This is a genomic window from Micromonospora sp. D75, from assembly GCF_018070405.1.
Taxonomy (GTDB): Bacteria; Actinomycetota; Actinomycetes; order Mycobacteriales; family Micromonosporaceae; genus Micromonospora; species Micromonospora chalcea.
Genome location: NZ_JAGPXV010000018.1, coordinates 1 through 22,613, shown reverse-complemented (window position 1 = coordinate 22,613; position 22,613 = coordinate 1). Strand labels below are relative to the sequence as shown.

Annotated in this window: 19 protein-coding genes; 13 read left to right on the top strand and 6 right to left on the bottom strand. The window is 72.3% G+C overall.

Translation table 11 applies throughout. The features are described 5' to 3' along the window. From KBX39_RS02490 to KBX39_RS02455, 8 genes are all read left to right on the top strand, one after another. Window positions 1-2,776 (top strand): DNA polymerase III subunit gamma and tau (locus tag KBX39_RS02490; protein WP_210869000.1); only part of this gene is annotated, 2,776 nt, incomplete at its 5' end. A 108-nt stretch (window positions 2,777-2,884) separates the two neighbouring features. Next, window positions 2,885-3,193 (top strand): YbaB/EbfC family nucleoid-associated protein, encoded by a 309-nt coding sequence (locus tag KBX39_RS02485; protein WP_030502117.1) that lies wholly within the window; start codon window positions 2,885-2,887, stop codon window positions 3,191-3,193. 8 nt (window positions 3,194-3,201) lie between these two features. Continuing rightward, window positions 3,202-3,795, top strand: a complete 594-nt coding sequence (recR, locus tag KBX39_RS02480; protein ID WP_069088852.1) for a recombination mediator RecR — start codon at window positions 3,202-3,204, stop codon at window positions 3,793-3,795. A gap of 322 nt (window positions 3,796-4,117) precedes the next feature. Further along, window positions 4,118-5,782, top strand: a complete 1,665-nt coding sequence (locus KBX39_RS02475; RefSeq protein ID WP_069089883.1) for an ABC transporter substrate-binding protein — start codon at window positions 4,118-4,120, stop codon at window positions 5,780-5,782. Between the two features lie 78 nt (window positions 5,783-5,860). Continuing rightward, window positions 5,861-6,865: an ABC transporter permease gene (locus KBX39_RS02470; RefSeq protein WP_069089549.1), complete on the top strand. Its 1,005-nt coding sequence runs from the start codon at window positions 5,861-5,863 to the stop codon at window positions 6,863-6,865. Next, window positions 6,862-7,830, top strand: a complete 969-nt coding sequence (locus tag KBX39_RS02465; protein ID WP_113973605.1) for an ABC transporter permease — start codon at window positions 6,862-6,864, stop codon at window positions 7,828-7,830. The genes KBX39_RS02470 and KBX39_RS02465 overlap by 4 nt, the downstream gene beginning before the upstream one ends. 7 nt (window positions 7,831-7,837) lie before the next feature. Then, entirely contained in the window at window positions 7,838-8,953 is a 1,116-nt protein-coding gene (locus tag KBX39_RS02460; protein WP_069089551.1) for an ABC transporter ATP-binding protein, read from the top strand. Beyond that, complete coding sequence (locus tag KBX39_RS02455) at window positions 8,950-10,053, top strand: ABC transporter ATP-binding protein (protein WP_113973604.1); 1,104 nt, start codon at window positions 8,950-8,952, stop codon at window positions 10,051-10,053. Before KBX39_RS02460 ends, KBX39_RS02455 begins: the two co-directional genes overlap by 4 nt. A 56-nt stretch (window positions 10,054-10,109) precedes the next feature. Here KBX39_RS02455 and KBX39_RS02450 read toward each other — a convergent pair whose 3' ends face one another. Together KBX39_RS02450 and KBX39_RS02445 are read right to left on the bottom strand one after the other, a co-directional pair. Further along, entirely contained in the window at window positions 10,110-10,556 is a 447-nt protein-coding gene (locus KBX39_RS02450; RefSeq protein WP_069089553.1) for a hypothetical protein, read from the bottom strand. Next, a complete protein-coding gene (locus KBX39_RS02445) occupies window positions 10,538-11,197 on the bottom strand; it encodes an HNH endonuclease family protein (RefSeq protein WP_069089554.1) in 660 nt (219 codons plus the stop codon). Before KBX39_RS02445 ends, KBX39_RS02450 begins: the two co-directional genes overlap by 19 nt. A gap of 108 nt (window positions 11,198-11,305) precedes the next feature. Between KBX39_RS02445 and KBX39_RS02440 the strand changes: the two genes are divergently transcribed. Next, window positions 11,306-12,736, top strand: a complete 1,431-nt coding sequence (locus KBX39_RS02440; RefSeq protein ID WP_104114936.1) for an MFS transporter — start codon at window positions 11,306-11,308, stop codon at window positions 12,734-12,736. A gap of 52 nt (window positions 12,737-12,788) precedes the next feature. Here KBX39_RS02440 and leuA read toward each other — a convergent pair whose 3' ends face one another. Continuing rightward, entirely contained in the window at window positions 12,789-14,534 is a 1,746-nt protein-coding gene (gene leuA / locus KBX39_RS02435; protein WP_113973603.1) for a 2-isopropylmalate synthase, read from the bottom strand. Window positions 14,535-14,772: 238 nt separating this feature from the next. Beyond that, a complete protein-coding gene (locus tag KBX39_RS02430) occupies window positions 14,773-16,047 on the bottom strand; it encodes an MFS transporter (RefSeq protein ID WP_210868998.1) in 1,275 nt (424 codons plus the stop codon). Between the two features lie 71 nt (window positions 16,048-16,118). Here KBX39_RS02430 and KBX39_RS02425 point away from each other — a divergent pair, with 71 nt between their 5' ends. Continuing rightward, window positions 16,119-17,105 carry a DUF5937 family protein gene (locus KBX39_RS02425; protein WP_210868996.1) on the top strand — a complete coding sequence of 329 codons (987 nt, stop codon included), beginning with the start codon at window positions 16,119-16,121 and terminating at the stop codon, window positions 17,103-17,105. Window positions 17,106-17,115: 10 nt separating this feature from the next. Here KBX39_RS02425 and KBX39_RS02420 read toward each other — a convergent pair whose 3' ends face one another. Then, window positions 17,116-17,880, bottom strand: coding sequence for a hypothetical protein (locus KBX39_RS02420; RefSeq protein ID WP_051611336.1), 765 nt, complete (start codon window positions 17,878-17,880; stop codon window positions 17,116-17,118). A gap of 238 nt (window positions 17,881-18,118) precedes the next feature. Here KBX39_RS02420 and KBX39_RS02415 point away from each other — a divergent pair, with 238 nt between their 5' ends. Beyond that, complete coding sequence (locus KBX39_RS02415; RefSeq protein ID WP_030502103.1) at window positions 18,119-19,384, top strand: aspartate kinase; 1,266 nt, start codon at window positions 18,119-18,121, stop codon at window positions 19,382-19,384. Between the two features lie 6 nt (window positions 19,385-19,390). Beyond that, a complete protein-coding gene (locus tag KBX39_RS02410) occupies window positions 19,391-20,449 on the top strand; it encodes an aspartate-semialdehyde dehydrogenase (protein WP_104114933.1) in 1,059 nt (352 codons plus the stop codon). A gap of 99 nt (window positions 20,450-20,548) precedes the next feature. Here the strand turns inward: KBX39_RS02410 and KBX39_RS02405 are convergent, their stop codons facing one another. After that, complete coding sequence (locus tag KBX39_RS02405; RefSeq protein WP_210868994.1) at window positions 20,549-22,000, bottom strand: diguanylate cyclase; 1,452 nt, start codon at window positions 21,998-22,000, stop codon at window positions 20,549-20,551. A gap of 178 nt (window positions 22,001-22,178) precedes the next feature. Between KBX39_RS02405 and KBX39_RS02400 the strand changes: the two genes are divergently transcribed. Then, a partial coding sequence (locus KBX39_RS02400; protein WP_210868992.1) for a metallophosphoesterase occupies window positions 22,179-22,613 on the top strand: 435 nt, incomplete at its 3' end.

Here is a 22,613-nt window from a genome sequence, read left to right as displayed (position 1 = left end):
GGATCACGTCACCGAGCCGTTGTCGCAGGCGCTGCGCAGCGGCCGGCTGAACCACGCTTACCTCTTCTCCGGCCCCCGGGGCTGTGGCAAGACCTCCAGCGCCCGGATCCTGGCCCGCTCGCTCAACTGTGAGCAGGGCCCCACGCCCGAGCCGTGCGGGCAGTGCGAGTCCTGCCGTTCGCTCGCGACCGACGGTGCCGGCTCGATCGACGTGATCGAGATCGACGCGGCCAGCCACGGTGGTGTCGACGACGCCCGTGAGCTGCGGGAGAAGGCGTTCTTCGCGCCGGCCCGCAGCCGCTTCAAGATCTACGTCATCGACGAGGCGCACATGGTCTCGTCGGCCGGCTTCAACGCGCTGCTGAAGCTGGTCGAGGAGCCCCCGGAGTACGTCAAGTTCATCTTCGCCACCACCGAACCGGAGAAGGTCCTCGGCACGATCAAGTCGCGGACCCACCACTACCCGTTCCGGCTGATCCCGCCGAAGGTGCTCCGTCCCTACCTTGAGCAGCTCTGCGAGGCCGAGGGCGTCACTGTCGACCCGGCTGTCTTCCCGCTGGTGGTCCGCGCCGGTGGCGGTAGCGCCCGGGACAGCCTCTCCGTACTCGACCAGCTCATCGCCGGCGCCGGCCCGGAGGGTGTCGGCTACGCCCGGGCCGCCGCGCTGCTCGGCGTCACCGACTCGGCGCTGTTCGACGAGATGTGCGACGCGCTCGCCGCCGGTGACGGCGCCGCCGCGTACGCGACTGTCGACCGGGTCGCCGAGGCCGGCCACGACCCGCGCCGCTTCGCCTCCGACCTGCTGGAACGCCTCCGCGACCTGATCGTGCTCCAGCAGGTGCCGGATGCCGCCGCCAAGGGCCTCATCGACGGCCCGGCCGACCAGATCGAGCGGATGGCCGCCCAGGCGCAGCGCCTCGGCCCGGCCACGCTGTCCCGATGCGCGGACATCGTGCACAACGGCCTGGTCGAGATGCGCGGCACCACGGCGCCCCGGCTGCTGCTGGAGCTGATCTGCGCCCGGATGCTGCTGCCCGGCGCGGACGACTCGTCCGGCGGTCTGCTCCAGCGCCTGGAGCGGATGGAACGCCGGCTGACGCTGGGCGGCGTCGAGCCGTCGCCGTCCGCGCATCCCACCCAGACCCCTGAGGTACGCCCGGCGGCTCCCGCCCCGGGCGCGGCTGCCGCCGCGGTCCACCCGGGAGCCGCCGGCACGCCGGCGGCTCCCGGTGCCCCGACCGGTGCCGCCGCCGCACGTGCCGCCGCAGCCGCCGCTGCCGGTTCCCGCAGCGCCGCGCCCGGTTCCCGCCCGGGCTCTGCCGTCGGGGCTACCGGCTCCCGTCCCGCCCCGGCCGGTGCGGCTGCCGACGCCGGCCCGGCCGCTGCCGATTCCGGCTCGTCGACGACCGAGGCGGCAGCGGCTGGCGGAACTCACCCCGGCACGGACGCCGGGTTCTCCGCGTCGGCCTCCGAGCGGTCAACTGCCGGCCCGACGACTTCCGGTCAGGCCGCCGCCCGACGCCCGGTGCCGCCGTCTGCGGTGATGCCCGACCCGGCCACGCCCGAGCCGCCCCGCCCCGGCGCGGCGAATCCGGGGGCGCTCGACGCGGTGGCGGTGCGCCGGGTCTGGCCCGAGGTAGTAGGCAAGGTGAACCGGAGCAACAAGCGGATCGCCGCGCTGATGCGGGACGCGGTGGTGCGCGACCTGGACGGCGACACGCTCGTGCTGACCGTGAAGTCGACGGTGCTGGCGAAGATGATGGCCGACCACGCGGCCGTGCTGACCGACGCGCTCTACGAGGAGTTCGGCGGTCGCTGGCAGATCCGCTGCGAGGTGGCGGGCGAGCGCGGCGCCGCATCGCTCGGCGGCCCGTCCCGCCCGTCCGGCGCGGCACGAGCGCAGACCGACAGCACGCCCGACCGCGCACCGTCCGACAGCGTCCCGGGCCGCCCGGCGTCCGACACCTCACCCGGTCGCCCGGCCCCCGGAGTGGCGGCCAATGCTCAGGCGCGCTCCGATTCCGGCAGCTCGGGCGACTTCTCCCACTCGACCACACCCGACGCGAGCCGTCCTGGCTCGACGGACGCCGGACCGGGCCGTCCTGACTCCGGTGCTGCCGGTCGTCCGGCATCCGCCGGTCTCGGCGACGCCCCGGGACAGCCGGTGTCCGGCTCGACCGGTGCCACAGGCAACCGAACCCTCGGCAGTCAGGGAGCGGCCGGGCAGGCCGACGAGGACGACTGGCCGGAGCCGGTGCGGCCCGGTGGCGCGGCGACCGCTGCCGCCTCGGCCGCGAGCGCCGGCGACGCGGAGGACTGGCCGGCGGCGGCACGTCCGGGCGGGGGCACGGCGACCGCTACCGCCCCTGTCGCCGTACCCAAGCCTGCCGCACCCCCGACGGCGCCGGCCGGTGGGGCGAGGCCGGCGGGCGGCGGGCCGAAGAACAGCGCGATCGCGGCGGCGCGTGCCGCAGCGGCGGCGGCTGCTGCGGGCGGTGGTCCCGGCAAGGGGTCGCGCGCGGCGCAGCCGGCGCGGAAGACGGCCGACGCCGAGTGGGCGGGCGAGCCGCCCTACGACCCGGACTTCGACGGCCCGGTGCGGGGTGGGCGGGCGCCCGCCGCGGCGCCGGCCTACGAGGGGTTCGACCCGGGCGACGAGCCGCGCGACGACGTGATCGACGAGCGGACGGCCCGGCAGTCGAGCGAGGAGCAGGCGGTTCAGCTGCTGCGTGAGACGTTCGGGGCCGAGAAGATCGACGAGGTGGACGCGCGCTGAGCGCGCGCCGACCGAGAAGGAGCTGCGCCGCGGCCCGACTAGGCTGGGCGCGGCCGAGCAGACGAGTGGAAGAAGGAGCGGTCCGTGCGCCCAGGTGGACAGCCGAACATGCAGCAGATGCTGAAGCAGGCGCAGAAGATGCAGCAGCAGATCGCCAAGGCCCAGGCCGAGCTGGCCGAGGCGGAGCTGACCGGCACCGCCGGCGGTGGCCTGGTCACCGCCACAGTCGCCGGCACCGGTGAGCTGAAGGCGATCAAGATCGACCCGAAGGCGGTCGACCCGGAGGACGTCGAGACGCTCGAGGACCTGGTGGTCGCGGCCGTGCACAACGCCGCCGAGGCGGCCCGCGAGCTGACCGAGAAGAAGATGGGCCCGGTCGCGGGCGGCATGGGCGGCCTCGGCCTGCCCGGGTTCTGAGCCGGCAGATGTACGAGGGTGCCATCCAGGATCTGATCGACGAGCTGGGCCGGCTGCCGGGCGTGGGCCCGAAGAGCGCCCAGCGGATCGCGTTCCATGTGCTGTCGGCGGATCCGGCCGACGTGAACCGGCTGGCCGGCGCGCTGCGCAAGGTCAAGGACCTGGTCCGGTTCTGCACGACCTGCTACAACGTGGCCGAGTCGGAGCAATGCCGGATCTGCCGCGATCCCCGGCGTACCGACGAGGTGCTCTGCGTGGTCGAGGAGCCCAAGGACGTGGTGGCGATCGAGCGGACCGGCGAGTTCCGCGGGCGCTACCACGTGCTCGGTGGCGCGATCAATCCGCTGGAGGGCATCGGTCCGGACAACCTGCGGATCCGTGAGCTGATGACGCGCCTCGGCAGTGGTTCGGTACGTGAGCTGATCCTGGCCACCGACCCGAACACCGAGGGCGAGGCGACCGCCACCTATCTGGCGCTGATGGTCAAGCCGATGGGGATCGCGGTGACCCGGCTGGCGAGTGGGTTGCCGGTCGGCGGCGATCTGGAGTACGCCGACGAGATCACGCTGGGCCGCGCGTTCGAGGGGCGCCGAGCCGTCTGAGTTGTGCCGCGTCGCTTCCGGCGGGTGCCCTGCGGGGTGCCCGCCGGACGCGTTCGCGCGCTGGAACCCGGCGCGCGCCGATCTGACACGAACGTGCGTCCGGGACCGGATCGACGTAATAAATTCGGCCTTCAAACCGACGAAAATTCGGCGCTAGGCAGTGTTCTCCTTCGAATCGAATGCCTCGATCCAGAACAGACACGATTCGATACCAACCCGCCCCCCGCCCGTTTCCGCGCCGTCCACCCGAGGGCTAAGGTCTGCGCACATCGGTGACCCTGTCACCACGTTGTCCGTACCCCCAAGGACGAGGTGAAGCACCATGCGTGCATCCAGGCCGAAGGTCGCAATCGCGGCCGTCGCGGTCGCGGCCCTCGCGGTTGCAGGCTGCGCCGAGAGCGACCGTGAGAGCGGCTCCGGAGGAAATAGCAAGAAGGACACCCTCGTCTTCGGCGTCGCCGGAGACCCGAAGGTGCTCGACCCCAGCTTCGCCAGCGACGGTGAGTCGCTGCGCGTGGCGCGCCAGGTCTTCGAGACGCTGGTCCGTCCGGAGGAGGGCGGCACCAAGGTGACGCCGGGCCTCGCGGAGTCCTGGACGCCGGACGCGGCGGGCACCACCTGGACCTTCAAGCTCCGCTCGGGCGTGAAGTTCCACGACGGCACCGACTTCAACGCCGAGGCCGTCTGCGCCAACTTCGACCGCTGGTACAACGCCAAGGGCCTCATGCAGAGCCCGGACGTGACCGCGTACTGGCAGGACGTCATGGGCGGGTTCGCCAAGAACGAGGACCCGGAGCTGGGGCCGAGCCTCTTCAAGTCCTGCACCGCCAAGGACGCCACCACTGTGGACCTCACGTTCACCCGGGTCTCCAGCAAGATCCCGGCCGCGCTGATGCTGCCGTCGTTCTCGATGCAGAGCCCCAAGGCGATGGAGCAGTACGACGCCAGCAACGTGACCGGCACCGCCGAGGACATCAAGTACCCGGCGTACGCGATGGAGCACCCGACCGGCACCGGCCCGTTCAAGTTCAAGGCGTGGGACATCGCGAACAAGACGCTCACCATCGAGCGCAACGACGACTACCACGGCGAAAAGGCCAAGCTGAAGACCATCATCTTCAAGACGATCTCGGACGAGAACGCCCGCAAGCAGGCGCTCCGCTCGGGTGACATCCAGGGCTACGACCTGGTCGGCCCGGCGGACGTGGAGCCGCTGAAGAAGGAGGGCTTCAACGTCCTCACCCGGCCCGCCTTCAACATCCTCTACCTGGCGATCAACCAGAAGGGGAACCCGAAGCTGGCCGACCTGAAGGTCCGGCAGGCCATCGCGCACGCGCTGAACCGGCAGGCCCTGGTCGACTCGAAGCTCCCCCCGGGCGCCAAGGTCGCGATGAACTTCTTCCCCGACACCGTCGAGGGCTGGAACGGCGACGTCACCAAGTACGACTACGACCCGGCCAAGGCCAAGGCTCTGCTGGCCGAGGCGGGCGCGTCGAACCTGACGCTGCGGTTCCACTACCCGACCGAGGTCACCCGGCCGTACATGCCGAACCCGAAGGACATCTTCGAGCTGCTCTCGGCGGACCTCAAGGCGGTCGGCATCAACGTCCAGGCCATCCCGCTCAAGTGGAGCCCGGACTACCTGAACGCCACCACCTCCGGCAACAAGCACGACCTGCACTTCCTCGGCTGGACCGGTGACTACGGCGACGCGTACAACTTCATCGGCACCTTCTTCGACCGCCAGAAGGACGAGTGGGGCTTCAACAACCCCGCGCTCTTCGCGCAGTTCAAGGACGCCGACACCACCGCCGACGTGGCGGCCCGGACGGAGAAGTACAAGGCGCTGAACAAGACGATCATGGACTTCCTGCCGGGTGTGCCGATCTCGCACTCCCCGCCGGCGATCGTGTTCGGCAAGGACGTGACCGGGGTCAAGGCGAGCCCGCTCACCGACGAGCGGTACTCGAGCGCAGAGTTCAAGTGATCTGAACGCACCGTACGCGGGCGGGCGCTGTGACCACAGCGCCCGCCCGCACCCCTCCGCACACCCTCCGAGGCGCCCGTGTTCCGGTTCATCGTCAGACGCCTGCTACAGCTGATACCCACGCTGTTCGGGCTCTCCGTTTTGCTGTTCATCTGGCTCCGCCGACTTCCCGGCGGTCCCGAGACCGCGATCCTCGGTGAACGGGGCACGCCCGAGTCGCGCGCCGCGATCCGGCGCAACCTCGGTCTCGACGAGCCGATCCTGGTTCAGTACGCCCGTTTCCTGCGGCGGATGATCCGGCTCGACCTGGGCACGTCGACCGGCACGAAGCGGGCCGTCACCACGGAGTTCCTGGAGCGGTTCCCCGGCACCGTCGAGCTGACCGTCATGGCCATGATCCTCGCGGTCGGCATCGGGATCCCGCTCGGCTACCTCGCCGCCCGCCGCCGCGGCCGGTTCCTCGACCACGCCTCGGTCGGCGGATCGCTCATCGGCATCTGCATCCCGGTCTTCTTCCTGGCGTACGTGCTCAAGGCGATCTTCGCCGAGAACCTGGGCTGGTTCCCCTCCAGTGGCCGGCAGGACCCGACCATCGGGGCGACCCGGGTCACCAACTTCTTCGTCCTCGACGGGATCATGACCCGCGAGTGGGACGCCGCCGCCGACGCGCTCTGGCACCTCGTGCTGCCGGGCATCGCGCTGGCGAGCATCCCGCTCGCGATCATCGTCCGGATCACCCGGGCCAGCGTCCTGGAGGTGCTCAACGAGGACTTCGTCCGGACCGCCGAGGCCAAGGGCCTGACCGAGCGGACCGTCCGTCGCCGGCACGTGCTGCGTAACGCGATGCTGCCGGTGGCCACCTCGATCGGTCTGCAGACCGGTCTCCTGCTCTCCGGCGCGGTGCTCACCGAGACCGTGTTCGCCTTCAGCGGCATCGGCGCGTTCGTCGCCGAGTCGATCAGCCAGCGCGACTATCCGGTGCTGATGGGCTTCATCATGATCATTGCGGTGGTGTACGTGCTGGTGAATCTCCTGGTCGACCTCTCCTACAGCGTGATCGACCCGAGGGTGAGGGTGCGATGACCATCACCGGAGGCAAGAAGCGCGAGAAGATCGACCGGCTCGCCGAACTGTCCGCCCGCGAGGACGAGCAGGGGGTGAGCCTCTGGAAGGAGGCGTTCCGCCGCCTGCGGCGCAACCCGGCGGCCATCATCGGCGTCGTCATCCTGGCCGTCTTCGTCCTGGTCGCGGTGATCGGGCCGTTCTTCGTCCCGTACAGCCCGACGGACTCGATCGGCATCCGGGAAGGGCTGGTCAAATCCGGCCAGGGCGTCATCCCGGGCGCCTCCGCCGACCACTGGCTGGGCTTCGACCACCAGGGCCGGGACGAGTTCAGCCGGCTGGTCGTCGGGGCCCGGCAGACGCTGCTCGTCGGCGTGGTCTCCACCCTGATCGGTCTCGCGGTCGGCGCGCTGATCGGCGGCGTCGCCGGCGCGGCGGCCGGGCTGGGCGGACGCTGGGGCCGCTGGATCGACAGCACCCTGATGCGCTTCATCGACATGCTGCTGGCCATGCCGAGCCTGCTGCTCGCGGTGAGCATCGCGGCGCTGCTCGGCGCCAGCCTCACCACCGTGATGATCGCCGTCGGTGTGGTGTCCGTGCCGATCTTCGCCCGGCTGCTGCGCGGCTCGATGATCGCGCAGTCCAACAGCGACTACGTGCTGGCGGCGACGGCGCTCGGCGTGAAGCGGTCGAAGATCGCCCTCACCCACGTGGTGCCGAACTCGATCGCCCCGGTCATCGTCCAGGCCACGCTGACGCTGGCGACCGCGATCATCGAGGCCGCCGCGCTCTCCTTCCTCGGCCTCGGCAACCCCGACTCGGCCATCCCGGAGTGGGGCGTCATGCTCGCCGACGCGCAGCCGTACCTGGGCATCCGGCCGGGCCTGGCGATCTACCCGGCGCTCGGCATCATCATCACCGCGCTCGGTTTCACCCTGCTCGGCGAGGCGATGCGCGAGGCCCTCGACCCGAAGCTGCGGAAGTAGGTCTCTCATGGCACTGCTCGAAGTGGACGACCTCTCCGTCACGTTCGCCCGGCGTGGGCAGCGCACCGTGCGCGCGGTGGACGGGGTGTCCTTCTCGGTCGACGCCGGCGAGGTGGTCGGCCTGGTCGGCGAGTCCGGCTGCGGCAAGAGCGTCACGTCGCTGGCGATCATGGGGCTGCTGCCCAAGCAGCCGGGCCTGCGGGTCGGCGGCAAGGCGGTCTTCGACGGCACCGACCTGCTCCAGCTCGACGACCGGTCCCGCCGCGACATCCGCGGCCGGGACGTGGCGATGATCTTCCAGGACCCGCTCTCCTCGCTGAACCCGGTCATCCCGATCGGGCTGCAGGTGACCGAGGTGCTGACCCGCCACCGGGGGATGAAGGGCGAGGCGGCCGCCAAGGAGGCCGCCGAGCTGCTCGACCGGGTGGGCATCCCGGACCCGCGCCGCCGGCTCAAGGAGTACCCGCACCAGCTCTCCGGCGGCATGCGGCAGCGGGCGCTGATCGCCATGGCGGTCGCCTGCCAGCCCCGGCTGTTGATCGCCGACGAGCCGACCACCGCGCTCGACGTCACCATCCAGGCGCAGATCCTGGAGTTGCTGAAGGACCTGGTCCGCGACTCCGGCACCGCGCTGGTGATGATCACCCACGACCTCGGCGTGGTGGCCGGCATGTGCGACACCATCAACGTGCTCTACGCCGGCCGGGTGGTGGAGACGGCCACCCGCCGTCCGCTCTTCCGCCAGCCCCGGCACCCGTACACCGAGGGGTTGCTCGCTTCGGTGCCCCGCCTGGACGCCGGCCGTGGCGAACGGCTCAACCCCATCCCCGGCTCGGTGCGCGACGTGCTGCCCTGGCCGGACGGCTGCGCGTTCGCCCCGCGCTGCGCCCGCCGTGTCGACGAGTGCGTGGGCGAGCCGCCGGAACTGGTGCTCACCCACGACGCGCGCAGCTACCGCTGCGTCAACCCGGTGCCGATCCCCGGCCTGACCCCGGAGGCGGAGGTCCGGGCCACCGCGCCGACGACCGCCGAGCCGGGTACGGTGCCGGCCCAGGCCGAGCCGGCCGACCCGCCCGCGGCGCCCGGTTTCGGACCGGCACCGCGCGAGGAGGAGACCCCATGAGCGACAACGACATCCTCGTCGAGGTCCGCGACCTGAAGGTGCACTTCCCGATCCGGCGGGGCGTGCTCTTCGACCGGACCGTCGGGCACGTCAAAGCCGTCGACGGGGTCGACCTGAGCATCCCGCGCGGCAAGACGTACGGGCTGGTGGGCGAGTCGGGCTGCGGCAAGTCCACGCTCGGCCGGGCGCTGCTGCAGCTCACCCCGCCGACCGCCGGCGAGGTGCAGTTCGACGGCGTCGAGCTGACCACGCTGCCGGCCGGCAAGCTGCGGACGATGCGCCGCCGGATGCAGATGATCTTCCAGGACCCGATGTCCAGCCTGGACCCCCGGCAGAACGTCGAGTCGATCCTCACCGAGGGCCTCCAGACCCACGGCATCGGCACCGACCGCAACGACCGGCGGCGGATCATCGGTGAGACGCTGGACGCGGTGGGACTGCCCAAGTGGGCGCTGTCCCGCTACCCGCACGAGTTCTCCGGCGGCCAGCGCCAGCGCATCGGCATCGCCCGCGCGCTCGTCCTCGGCCCGGAGCTGATCGTCGCCGACGAGCCGGTCTCCGCGCTCGACGTGTCGATCCAGGCGCAGGTGGTGAACCTGCTGGACGAACTCCAGGACAGCCTCGGCCTGACCTACCTGGTCATCGCGCACGACCTGGCGGTGGTGCGGCACATCTCCGACATCGTCGGCGTGATGTACCTGGGCGCGCTGGTCGAGGAGGCGCCGAGCGACCGGCTCTACACCGAGCCGCTGCACCCGTACACCCGGGCGCTGATGTCGGCGGTGCCGGTGCCGGACCCGGACGTGGAGGACCGGCGCGAGCGCATCCTGCTCGCCGGGGACCTGCCGTCGCCGGCCAACCCGCCGTCGGGTTGCCGGTTCCACACCCGCTGCCCGTGGGCGCAGCCGACCCGCTGCGCCGACGAGCGGCCGGAGCTGCGCCAGATCGGCGCCAGCCGGGTGGCCTGCCACTGGGCCGAGCAGATCGCCGCCGGTGAGCTACACCCGCACGAGGTGACCGCGAAGATCACCCGGCCGGAGGGCGAGGGTGAGGAGCCGGGCGTGGTCTCCGCGCCCAGCGAGCCCGGCTCGTACGTCTGATCCGACAAAGGCGTGTCCCCACCGGGCCGGGTGGGGACGCGCCTTTTGTCTGTCGGTCAGCCCTCGGGGCGGTTGAGCAGCCCCACCGCGATCGTGTGCACGGCGTCCAGCGCCGCCGGGTCGGCCAGCGGCGCGGAACCGCCGGTGACCGCGTACCACTCGTCGGCGTCCTTGTACTGCACCCGCAGCGTCACCCGGCCGTCGGCGTGCTCGGTGCGCAGCGTCAGCTCGCCGGTCACCACGCCCACCTCGTCGGTCATGACCCCGCCCGGACCGGGGACGATGTCGGTGGTCCGGTCCGCCGGTCCGGCCGGCGCGCCCCCGGCCGGCGCCCCCGGCACCGCGTCGGCGGTCATGCCCGCCCCGGCGACGTCCGCCGACTCCGGCTGCCGGCCGTCCGCCGTCATCCCGGCCGAGGCCGGACCGGCGGGTGCGGCGTCTGTCTCCGGCGTGCCCGCCGGGGCCGGTGTGGCGTCCGGCCCGGTCACGGTTTGCTCGCCCATGTGCAGCCCTCCAGCATGTCGGTGAGAGCGGCCTTCTCGGCACTTGTCACAGTCAGCCGCCAGTAGTGCTTGACCGTCACCCAGTCCGCCGCGTACTGACACCAGGACGACCGGTTCGGCGGCTTCCACTGGGACGGATCCTGGTCACCCTTTGCCCGGTTGGACCGCGCCGAAACCGCGATGAGCTGCGGCCGGGTCAGGTCGTTGGCGAAGTCGCCGCGCTTCGAGTCGTCCCACTCGTCCGCGCCCGACCGCCACGCGGCGGCCAGCGGCACCGTGTGGTCGATGTCCACGCCCGACGGATCGGTCAGCACCACCCCGTCGTAGACGCTCTCCCACCGGCCACCCACCACGTTGCAGCCGGACAGCTTGATGTCCTCGCCGTCGCGCTGCAGCACGCTGTCGCGTACGTCGCAGTTCTTGCCGGTGCCCCGCCAGTGCGGGAAGCGGGAACGGCTGTAGCCCTTCATCGACCCGGCGGTGGCCACTGTCAGCTCACCGAGCTGCTTGTTGACGTTCCCGGCGGCGCTCGGCGGCGCCTCCGGCTCGGTGACCGACACCTCGCAGCCGGCCACGCCGAGGGCGAGCACCGCGCTCAGCGCGGCCGCCAGCCCGGCTCGGGCTCCTGATCTCGTACGCACAGACGACACCTCTCCAGCTTGCGTGCTCCGGGCGAGTCCGCACAGTACCCGGCGGCGGTTTCTGCGATTCGTGGCGTCGAGGATGGGCGGCGGGCAGAGTGGTGAGACGTGACCGCACCCGCACCCGCTCCCGCGCTGCGTACCGGCTCCGCCGCCGGACGCGGCACGCTGCTCGCCGCGATCCTCGCCTCCGGCATGGTGTTCCTCGACAGCACTGTCGTCAACGTCGCGCTGCCGCGCCTCGGCGCGGAGCTGGACGCCACCGTCGCCGGTCTGCAGTGGACCGTGAACGGCTACCTGCTCATGCTTGCCGCGTTCGTGCTGCTCGGCGGCGCGCTCGGGGACCGGTTCGGGCGGCGGCGCATCTTCCTGCTCGGCGTGGTCTGGTTCGCGGTGGCGTCGGTGCTCTGCGGGCTCGCCCAGGACACCGGCTGGCTCATCGCCGCCCGGTTCCTCCAGGGCGCCGGCGGGGCGCTGCTCACCCCCGGGTCGCTGTCGGTGCTCCAGGCCAGCTTCCACCCGGACGACAGAGGCCGGGCCATCGGCACCTGGTCCGGACTGTCCGGCGTGTCCACAGCGCTCGGCCCGCTGCTCGGCGGCTGGCTCATCGACACGCTCTCCTGGCGGTGGATCTTCTTCGTCAACCTGCCGTTGGCCGTGGGCGTGGTGTTCGCCGCGCTGCGCTGGGTGCCGGAGAGCCGCGACGAGGCGGCGTCTCGTACCGGAAAGGGGCGGCGGTTCGACGTGGCCGGTGCGCTGCTCGGCGCGCTCGCGCTCGGCGGAGTCACGTACGCGCTGATCGACGCCCCGGCGCGCGGCGCCTCCCCGGCGGTGCTGGTCGCGGCGGTGCTCGGGGTGGTCGCCGTGGTGGTGTTCGTGCTGGTCGAGCGGCGGCGTGGCGACACCGCGATGCTGCCCACCGGGCTGTTCTCCAGCCGGCTGTTCTCCGTGCTGAACGTCTTCACCGTCGTGGTGTACGCCGCGCTCGGCGGGTTCACCTTCTTCCTCGCCGTCTACCTGCAGAACGTGGTCGGCTGGTCGGCGCTGCTCACCGGCCTGGCCACCGTGCCGATGACGGTGCTGCTGCTGGTCGGCTCGCCGCGCGCGGGCGCGCTGTCGGCCCGCATCGGACCCCGGCTGCCGCTCACCGTCGGCCCGGTGATCGCCGCCGTGGGTCTGCTGCTGCTGCGCCGGGTCGGGCCTGGTGCGTCGTACTGGGTGGACGTGCTGCCGGGCGTGGCGCTGTTCGGCGCCGGGCTCACGCTCGTGGTCGCGCCGCTGACCACGTCGGTGCTCGGCGCGGTCTCGGACCGGTTCGCCGGGGTGGCGAGCGGCTTCAACAACGCCGCGTCCCGGGCCGGCGGTCTGCTCGCGGTGGCCGCGCTGCCGCTGCTGGTCGGGCTGTCCGGCACCGGGTACGAGCAGAAGGGCGCGCTGGCAGGCGCGTACCGGGGGGCGTTGGCGTGGTGCGCGGGGCTGCTGCTCGCCGGCGCGGTGCTAGCCGCCGTGCTGATCCACCGCCCCGGGCGGAAGCGTTAAGAAGGGCCCCCTCCTATGCAGAATGCGTTAAGAAGGGGCCCTTCCTTACACCTCAGGCGCGGGTGCGGTTCACCGCGCTCGTGACCGCCTTGATCGAGGCGGTCACGATGTTCGCGTCCACCCCGACGCCCCACACCGTACGGCCGTCCACCTCGCACTCCACGTACGCGGCGGCCTGCGCGTCCCCACCGGAGGACAGCGCGTGCTCGTGGTAGTCGAGCACCCGTACCGCCACGCCCAGGGACTGCAGCGCGTTGACGTACGCGTCGATCGGGCCGTTGCCGACGGAGGTCAGCGCGCGGGTCTCCCCGCCGAAGCCGACGCGGGCGTCGATCTCGACCTTGCCGTCGACGGTGCCGATCGTGTACTCGGCCAGCTTCACGGCCGGGTCGACCTGGTGGTCGACCAGGTAGTTGCGGGCGAAGATCTCCCACATCGCGCCCGGCTCGACCTCGCCGCCGTCGTGGTCGGTGACCTGCTGCACCACGCCGGAGAACTCGATCTGGAGGCGGCGCGGCAGGTCGAGCTGGTGCTCGGTCTTCATGATGTACGCGACGCCGCCCTTGCCGGACTGCGAGTTGACCCGGATGACCGCCTCGTAGGTGCGGCCCAGGTCCTTCGGGTCGATCGGCAGGTAGGGCACCGCCCAGGTGAAGTCGTCCACCGGCACCCCGGCCGCCGCCGCGTCGGCGTTCAGCGCGGCGAAGCCCTTGTTGATCGCGTCCTGGTGGGAGCCGGAGAACGCGGTGTAGACCAGGTCGCCCGCGTACGGGTGGCGCTCGTGCACCGGCAGCTGGTTGCAGTACTCGACGGCGCGCTTGATCTCGTCGATGTTCGAGAAGTCGATCATCGGGTCGATGCCCTGGGAGAACATGTTCAGGCCCAGCGTCACCAGGTCGACGTTGCCGGTGCGCTCACCGTTGCCGAACAGGCAGCCCTCGATCCGGTCCGCGCCGGCCAGCAGGCCCAGCTCGGCGGCGGCCACGCCGGTGCCCCGGTCGTTGTGCGGGTGCAGGCTCAGCACCAGGCTGTCCCGCCGGGGCAGACGCCGGTGCATCCACTCGATCGAGTCGGCGTAGACGTTCGGCATCGCCATCTCGACCGTGGCCGGCAGGTTGATGATCAGCTTCCGGTCCGGCGTCGGGTCGATCACGTCGATCACCGCCGAGCAGACCTCCAGCGCGTACTCCAGCTCGGTGCCCGTGTACGACTCCGGCGAGTACTCGTAGTGGATGTCGGTGTCGGGGGTGTGGATCTCCGCGTACTTCTGGCACAGCCGCGCGCCCTGGGTGGCGATGTCGGTGATGCCGTCGCGGTCCAAGCCGAAGACCACCCGGCGCTGCAGCGTCGAGGTGGAGTTGTAGAAGTGCACGATGGCCCGGCGGGCGCCGCGCAGCGACTCGAAGGTCCGCTCGATCAGGTGCTCCCGGCACTGGGTCAGCACCTGGATGGTGACGTCCTCCGGGATCAGGTCCTGCTCGATCAGCTGCCGTACGAAGTCGTAGTCGGTCTGGCTCGCCGACGGGAAGCCGACCTCGATCTCCTTGTAGCCCATCTGCACCAGGAGCTGGAACATCCGGCGCTTACGCTCGGGCGACATCGGGTCGATCAGCGCCTGGTTGCCGTCGCGGAGGTCGACTGCGCACCAGCGGGGCGCGGCCTCGACGCGGCGGGTGGGCCAGGAGCGGTCCGGCAGGTCGACGCCGAACTCCCTGTCGTACGGGACGTAGCGGTGGACCGGCATCCGGCTGGGGCGCTGGCTGGCGAACGGATCGGTGGCGGTGACAGGTTGAGCCATCTCGGAGTGCTCCCTGGAACATGTGGCGTCAGCAGATCGGAAAGGTGTCGGCGAAATGCCGGGCGACGGTGCGCGGCGGTGCCGAGAAGAAGATCGGATGTGCTGGACGGCGCGTAGCGACTCCGCGACGAGGTGCCGGCCGGTCAGGCCTCGTCGCGGCAGCCAAGGAGAAGGTACGCGCGCCACATGACAAGGTCACCCTACGTGGTGGGACGTGCGGTGGGAAGGCTGGTCCGGACTATGGGACCAGAGTCACGGAGCCGGAGGGCTTCGCCACGTCCGGTAGCCGAGGTGTCCGTTCCGCCCGGGTCACCGCGGGCACGATCGCCAGTCCGACGAGGATGAAGATCGCCGCGGCCGGGTACCAGCCCCAGCCGCCGGTGCTCACGCCGAGCGCGGTCAGCCCGGCCGGAGCGATCAGGAACTGCAACTGGGAGCCGAGCCCGAACGCGCCGACGTACGCGCCGCGCTGGGCGGCGGGTGGCAGCGTGGCGGTGAGTCCCCAGGCGCCCGCCGACTCGATCAGCTCCGCCAGGATGAGCAGTGTCGCGGCGGCCACCAGCGCGACCACGGTGAGCGCTCCCCGGGTCGCGCCGGAAATCGGCAGGACCAGGCAGAACAGGGCGATCAAACCCGCGCCCCGACGGGACGCCCGGGCCGCGCCCGGCGCGTCGTCCGCGCCCCGGCTGGCGCGTACCTGGAACAGCACGATCAGCATGGTGTTGAGCAGCACCAGCCCGGCGATGATCGTCTTCGGCGCGTCGGTGTGGGTGAGGATCCACAGCGGCATCACCGTCAGGTAGAGCGTCTGGTGCGCGGTGAGCAGCCCGGAGAGCAGCGCGACGGTCATGAACGGCCGGTCCCGCAGCACCGCCAGCCGGCTCATCGGCTCGGCCGTGCGGGTCACCTCCGGCAGCCGGGGCAGCCGGCGGACGAAACCGGCGGTCACCAGGAAGACCACGGCGATGAACCAGACCATCAGGCGGTACGCCCAGATCGTGTCGACGGCCAGCACCAGGCCGCTGATCAGCGCGCCGATCCCGAAGCCGACGTTCAGCGAGGAGCGCTGGTAGGCCATGGCGGTGACCCGTTCCTCCGGGCGCAGCACGTTGATCGAGTAGACCTGGCGGGCCACGCCGGTCGCCGCGCCCGTCACGGCCAGCGCGATCACCACCGCGAGGAACCCGGCGAAGCCGCCGACGAACGGGTACGCCGCGAACAGCGCCGCGTCCAGCAACAGGCAGACGATCCACACCCGCTGCGGCCCGTACCGGTCGGTGAGCCCGCCCAGCGGCACGGTGCCGAGCAGTGACGCGCCGGCGGCGAGGGAGAGGCCGAGACCCACCTGGGCCGGACTCAGCCCGAGCGCCCGGGTGAAGAACACGGCGCTGCCCGCCTGGAACAGTCCGGTGCCGACGGCGTAGACCATCGCCTGCACGGCCAGGGCGCGGGTCAGCCCGGCCGGTGGTACGACGTCGCGGACGGCCGTGCGGATGCTCTCTCTGGCCCCCATGACCGATGAGCAGATCGTGCCCCCCACGCGCCGGTCGAGCCTTTTAGGCTGAGTCGAATCGGGGGGTGCGCATGTCCGAGTTGCGGTTCACGCTGGCCGACGTCGCGGGCGTGCGGTTCGGTATGTCGCCGGCCAACGAGACGGTCATGAGCATGTGGGCGCTCGCCGATCCGGCCCGCTATCCGGTGCACCTGCAGTGGATCGACCGGGCCCGGGCGACGCTGCGCCGCCCGGAGGTGGCCGAGCGCGTCGCTCCGCTGGTGCACCTCACCCTGCCGCGCCGCTGGCTGCCCGACTTCCTCACCCCGGCGGCCCGCCCCGGGGTGGAGATGGACGGCCAGCTCGACCAGATCGCCGCGACGCCACCCCACGTGGTGGTCCGGGACCTGCTGGCGACCACGCCGAGCGGACCACTACGCCCGTTCGGGCGGGCGTTGCTCGCCGACCCGACCGAGCTGTTGCCGCCGCTCGTCGAGGCGATGCGGGTCTGGTACGACGAGGCGATCGCCGCGGACTGGCCGCGGATGCGAGCGGTGCTCGACGCCGACGTCGCGTACCGGGCGGCCCAGCTCGCCGAGGGCGGGACGGGGAATCTGTTCGAGCGGCTCCACCCCGGCCTGCGGTGGCTCGGCGACCGGGTGGTCAGCGACGACCCGTTCGAGCGGGACTTCGACCTGCGGGGGCGAGGGCTGGCGTTGAACCCGAGCGTGTTCAGCCGCCAGCGGGTGCTGTGGAACCTGCTGGAGGACTCGTTGCCGGCCGCGGCGTACCCGGTTCGGGCGGTCGGGACGCTGTGGGAACGCGGACCTGAACCGGCCGGCGACGCGCTCGCCCGGGTGGTCGGCGGCGGTCGGGCCGCCCTGCTGAACCTGCTCGACGCGGCGACGACCACCACGGACCTCGCCCGGCTCACCGGGCTGTCCGCCGGGAACGTGTCCCAGCACCTCTCCGCGCTGCACGCCGCCGGTCTCGTCACCCGGTCCCGCGCCGGGCGGCACGTGCTCTACCGCAACACCGAGGTCGGTGCCGCGTTGCTCCGCGCCGCGCGTGGCGGCTGAGCGAAACGCGTCACGGCGCTCCCGGGCTCGGGGCGTCCCGGCTCACCGGCTCGCCGTCGGTCACCGCGCCGGCCAGTTCGACGGTGCCCGGCGCGGCGCCGGGCTCGCCGGTCAGCGTCAGCGTGCCGAAGCCGGCCCGGACCGCCGCCGGTGTGCCGTCCTCCCGGAAGCAGTAGATGCCCACGTCCAACGGCGCGTTCAGCGAGGCGGAGGTCGTGTCGACCGAGTAGCACCGGCCGGTGACGCCGGGCAGCGGCGCGGCGGGGGAGACAGCGAGCGGCGCGCGCCTGTCGGTCAGCACCTCCAGCCAGTCGGTGAACGGGTGCTGCACGCGGGGGTCGAGCCGGCGGGGCACCGCGTCGTCGGCGTCGCCGAGCCGGACACAGCTGGCCGCCTGCGTCCAGCCGGCCGAGGGCAGCGCGCACTGGAACAGCCCGTCGGAGGTGGCGGCGAGCGAGACGTCCACCGTCCCGTCCCGCCCCCAGCCGGGCACGTCGACCCGCCAGCTGCCGTCGTTGGCGCTGGTCACCGCCACCGTGCGGGGAGCGCCTTCGGCCGGGGTGAAGGAGTACGCGGCGGTGTGGTGCCGGTCCTGCGCGGCGGCGGCCAGCCCGGCCAGCTCGTCGCGGGCGGCGTCCACCTGCACCGGCACCGGGTCGGCGGAGCCGGTGGGCGCCGTCTCGGGCCGGTCGTTCACACAGGCGGCCAGCAGCGTCGGCAGGATGAGCGCGAGCGCGCCGGTCGCCCGGCGGGCCGCGCGTCGATGAGCGTGCACCGGCTCATTCTGCGTCGTCCGGGCGGCCGCGGACAGCCCACCGTACGGCTGTACCGCTTGGCGTGTCGCGTACTCCCGGGCTGGTGAGCCGCCCCACGCCGGGGCCGGATGGTGGGATCACCCGACCCGGCGTCGCGGGCCGCCCGATAGGCTGAGGCGGTCTGACACGCGCCGCCGGACCGAGAGACCCGGCGGCGTCGGCACGCTCAGGGTCGTCGCTGGGAGGGAGTGCACCGTCGTGGCACTCGTGGTGCAGAAGTACGGCGGGTCCTCCGTCGCCAACGCCGAGCGGATCAAGCGGGTGGCCGAGCGCATCGTGGCCGCGCGCAAGGCCGGCGACGACGTGGTCGTGGTGGTGTCCGCCATGGGCGACACCACCGACGAGCTGCTCGACCTCGCCAACCAGGTCAGCCCGCTGCCGCCCGGCCGCGAGCTGGACATGCTGCTCACCGCCGGGGAGCGGATCTCCATGGCGCTGCTCGCCATGGCCATCCACAACCTGGGGTACGAGGCCCGCTCGTTCACCGGTTCCCAGGCGGGCGTGATCACCACATCGGTGCACGGCCGGGCCCGGATCATCGACGTGACCCCGGGGCGGCTCAAGGGCGCGCTGGACGAGGGCGCGGTGGTCATCGTCGCCGGCTTCCAGGGCGTCTCGCAGGACACCAAGGACGTCACCACACTCGGGCGGGGCGGCTCGGACACCACCGCAGTGGCGCTCGCCGCCGCGCTGGAGGCGGACGTCTGCGAGATCTACACCGACGTGGACGGCATCTTCACCGCTGACCCGCGGATCGTGCCGAACGCCCGGCACATCACCCGGATCACCTACGAGGAGATGCTGGAGCTGGCCGCCTGCGGCGCGAAGGTGCTGCATCTGCGCAGCGTCGAGTACGCGCGGCGCGCGGGCTTGCCGATCCACGTCCGTTCGTCATACTCGACCAACACCGGCACGATGGTCACCGGATCGATGGAGGACCTTCCTGTGGAACAGGCACTGATCACCGGGGTCGCCCACGACCGCAGCGAAGCGAAGATCACGATCGTCGGCGTGCCCGACGAGCCGGGCGCTGCCGCGCGCATCTTCGACACGGTCGCCGGCGCGGAGATCAACATCGACATGATCGTGCAGAACGTGTCCACCGAGGGCACCGGCCGCACCGACATCTCGTTCACGCTGCCCAAGGCGGACGGCCCGACCGCGATGACCGCGCTCAGCAAGATCCAGGAGACGGTCAAGTTCAAGGGCCTGCTCTACGACGACCACGTCGGCAAGGTCAGCCTGATCGGCGCCGGCATGCGCTCGCACCCGGGCGTGGCCGCCGGCTTCTTCGCCGCCCTCGGCGCGGCCGGCGTCAACATCGAGATGATCTCCACCTCGGAGATCCGGGTCTCCGTGGTCTGCCGCGACACCGACCTGGACAAGGCGGTCCGCGCCATCCACGACGCCTTCGAGCTGGGTGGTGACACCGAAGCCGTCGTCTACGCCGGCACCGGGCGGTAACGCGCCGTGGCGTCGCTGCCCACCCTCGCCGTGGTCGGGGCGACAGGTGCCGTCGGTACGGTGATGTGCCAGATCCTCTCCTCCCGGCGCAACGTGTGGGGCGAGATCCGGCTGCTCGCCTCCGAGCGGTCGGCCGGCCGGCGCGTGCAGTGCCGGGGCGAGGAGCTGACCGTCCAGGCCCTCACCGCGGACGCTCTCGACGGCGTCGACGTGGCCATGTTCGACGTGCCGGACGACGTGTCGGCGCAGTGGGCCCCGGTCGCCGTCGCGCGTGGCGCGGTGGTGGTGGACAACTCCGGCGCGTTCCGGATGGACCGCGAGGTGCCGCTCGTCGTCCCCGAGATCAACCCCGACCAGGTGCGCAACCGGCCCCGGGGCATCATCGCCAACGCCAACTGCACCACGCTGGCCATGATCGTGGCGATCGCCCCACTGCACCGCGCGTACGGCCTGCGCGAGCTGGTGCTCGCGTCGTACCAGGCGGTGTCCGGGGCCGGGCAGGCCGGCGTGGACGCGCTGCACCTGCAGCTCGGCAAGATCGCCGGGGACCGGGCGCTCGGCTCCCGCGCCGGTGACGTGCGCCAGGCCGTCGGCGACGAGCTGGGTCCGTTCCCGGCGCCGCTGGCGCTCAACGTCGTACCGTGGGCGGGCTCGCTCGCAGACGACGGCTGGTCGTCGGAGGAGTTGAAGCTCCGCAACGAGTCCCGCAAGATCCTCGGGCTGCCCGATCTCAAGGTCTCCGCCACCTGCGTACGGGTGCCGGTGGTGACCGGTCACTCGGTCGCCGTGCACGCGGTCTTCGCCACCGAGGTGGACGCCGAGGAAGCCCGCGAGGTGCTGCGCAACGCGCCGGGCGTGATCCTGGTCGACGACCCGGCGTCCGGGGAGTTCCCGATGCCGATCGACGCGGTCGGCACCGACCCGTCCTGGGTGGGCCGCATCCGCCGCGCGGTCGACGACCCGAGAGCCCTCGACCTTTTCGTGACCGGCGACAACCTCCGCAAGGGCGCCGCCCTGAACACGGCCCAGATCGCCGAACTCCTCGCCAGGGAACTCACCGCCTAGCCCCGTCGATCTTGCACTTCGCGCCTTGGCATAAGGGGTAAATGCCCCGTGCTTCGGGCCGCAAGTGCAAGATCGCGGGATCGCGGGGGACAAGGTGGGTCAGGCGGCGGAGAGGTGGACTCCGTCTCGGCCGTGGCGCTTGACCGCGTAGAGGGCCTGGTCGGCTCGGTGCAGGGTGCGTTCGGGGGACTCGCCGGGCCGCGGCAGCGCGATGCCGACGCTGATCGTCCGGCCGGTACGGCGGGCCGCCTCGGTGAGCCGCTCGGCGATCCGGACCGCCTCCTCCGGGCGGCTCACCTCGATCACCGCCACGAACTCGTCCCCGCCGGTCCGGTACAGCTCGTCGCCCTGGCGCAGCGCGCCCTCCAGTGCCCGGGCCAGCCCCACCAGCAGCCGGTCGCCGGCCTGGTGGCCGTACGTGTCGTTGACGTCCTTGAACCCGTCCACGTCGATCGCCAGCAGGGCGGTACGCCCCGGCGTGGCGGTGGCGATCCGCTGCCCGAACGGGCCGGTGTGCCGTAGCCCGGTGAGCGGGTCGGAGCTGGCCTGCTCGCGCAGCCGGGCGAGCGTACGCAGCCGGTCCAGGCAGGTCCACGCCTGCCCGGCGAGCAGTTCGATCAGGTTGACAGTGGTCGGGTCGGGGCGCAGGCGCTGCTCGTCGGCGACCAGCAGCACGCCGCCGGCAGCCGGCGTGCCGACCGGCACCGCCACCAGTGTGCGCGCGCCCGCCCGGGTCAGCGGCAGGTACTCCTCGGTGGGCGGGTGCCCCGCCTCGCCCAGCGTGTACGCCGAGCCGTACCGGTGGGCCCGGTCGATCATGCGGTCCAGCGCGGCCGGGCCGGCCTCGGCCAGCTCGGCGCGGATGCGTGCCTCCAACTCGCCGGGGGTGTCGGTGGGCGCGCCGAGGCGTGGGCCGCTCCGCCCGGTGAGGACCAGCACGGCGGCGGAGAGCGCCGACACGTCCCGGGCCGCGGCGAGCGCGGCGGTCATCAGGTCCCAGTCGGTCGGGGCGGCGGTGAACGCGGCGGCGTGCCGGAGCAGCTTCTCGCTGCGGCTCTCGGCCGGTGACCCGCCGAGCGCGGCGATCCGCCCGCCGAGGCGGTCGGCCACCAGTTCGGCGGTCTCCCGCCACGCCGCGAGCGGGACGGACTCGCACCACTGCAGGTCGAGCACGCCGATGGGCCGGCCGTCCGGGTCACGTACCGGAACGCAGAGTTCGGCGGTGACGTCCGGCCGGACCGGCAGGTAGTCGGGGTCGGCGCTCACGTCGGGCACGACGGCGGTCACCCCGGAGGCGTACACCCGCCGCACCACCGAGGGTTCGGGTCGGTGGCGGGCGGGCGCGTCGGCGGTCGCCGGGACGTGCGAGAAGACCTGCCACGCGCCGGTGGCGGCGACGCAGCGCAGACGGTCGTGGACCCGGAGCAGGACGGCGGCGGTCGCCGGGGTGTGCCGGGCGAGCGCGGCGACCGTCCACTGGCACGCCTCCGGGACGGTGGACGCCGTGGGGAGGCGCACCGTGACGTCGCGGAGTACTCGCTCGTGATCCACGTCGTTCCTGCTCGGAGGGGGTAGGTCGCGATCAAGCGTACTCAGCGCGACCGTCACCGACCTTCGTACACATGTGCTATCCACAGGCTGTGGACGCAGCCTGTGGGCGGGATCGGGCCTGCGCGGAGAGGGCGCGCGGCGATAGCGTGAGGGCCCGGGCACCCCGAGGAGGCGGCCGATGCTCATCGCCCAGCTCAGCGACCCGCACGTGACCACCGGCCCGCTCGCGGCCGACCCGGCGTCCGGGCTGCACCGGGCGCTCGGCACGGTGCTCGCGCTGCGTCCCCGGCCCGACTGCGTGGTGATCACCGGCGACCTGACCGCCAACGGCCGGCCGGACGAATACCTCGCCCTGCGCGAGATCGTCGGCGCGTTCCCGCTACCGGTGCACCTGGCCACCGGCAACCACGACGACCGCGAGTCGCTGCTCGACACGTTCGGCGGCACCCCCTACCTGGCCGGCGGCTTCTCGGCGCACTACCACGTCGACCTGCCGGACGCGACGCTCGTGGTGCTCGACTCGCTCACCCCGGGCAGCACCGGCGGCCGGCTCGGCGACGAGCAGCTCGCCTGGCTCGACGGGGTGCTCGGCGGGCGTACCGACGCGCCCGCC

Excerpts from the sequence above, each read along its gene's own strand:
- KBX39_RS02485 (WP_030502117.1), top strand. The coding sequence starts at position 2,885 with ATGCAGCAGATGCTGAAGCAGGCGCAGAAGATGCAGCAGCAGATCGCC.
- recR (WP_069088852.1), top strand. The coding sequence starts at position 3,202 with ATGTACGAGGGTGCCATCCAGGATCTGATCGACGAGCTGGGCCGGCTG.
- KBX39_RS02475 (WP_069089883.1), top strand. The coding sequence starts at position 4,118 with ATGCGTGCATCCAGGCCGAAGGTCGCAATCGCGGCCGTCGCGGTCGCG.
- KBX39_RS02465 (WP_113973605.1), top strand. The coding sequence starts at position 6,862 with ATGACCATCACCGGAGGCAAGAAGCGCGAGAAGATCGACCGGCTCGCC.
- KBX39_RS02460 (WP_069089551.1), top strand. The coding sequence starts at position 7,838 with ATGGCACTGCTCGAAGTGGACGACCTCTCCGTCACGTTCGCCCGGCGT.
- KBX39_RS02455 (WP_113973604.1), top strand. The coding sequence starts at position 8,950 with ATGAGCGACAACGACATCCTCGTCGAGGTCCGCGACCTGAAGGTGCAC.
- KBX39_RS02450 (WP_069089553.1), bottom strand. The coding sequence starts at position 10,556 with ATGGGCGAGCAAACCGTGACCGGGCCGGACGCCACACCGGCCCCGGCG.
- leuA (WP_113973603.1), bottom strand. The coding sequence starts at position 14,534 with ATGGCTCAACCTGTCACCGCCACCGATCCGTTCGCCAGCCAGCGCCCC.
- KBX39_RS02430 (WP_210868998.1), bottom strand. The coding sequence starts at position 16,047 with ATGGGGGCCAGAGAGAGCATCCGCACGGCCGTCCGCGACGTCGTACCA.
- KBX39_RS02425 (WP_210868996.1), top strand. The coding sequence starts at position 16,119 with ATGTCCGAGTTGCGGTTCACGCTGGCCGACGTCGCGGGCGTGCGGTTC.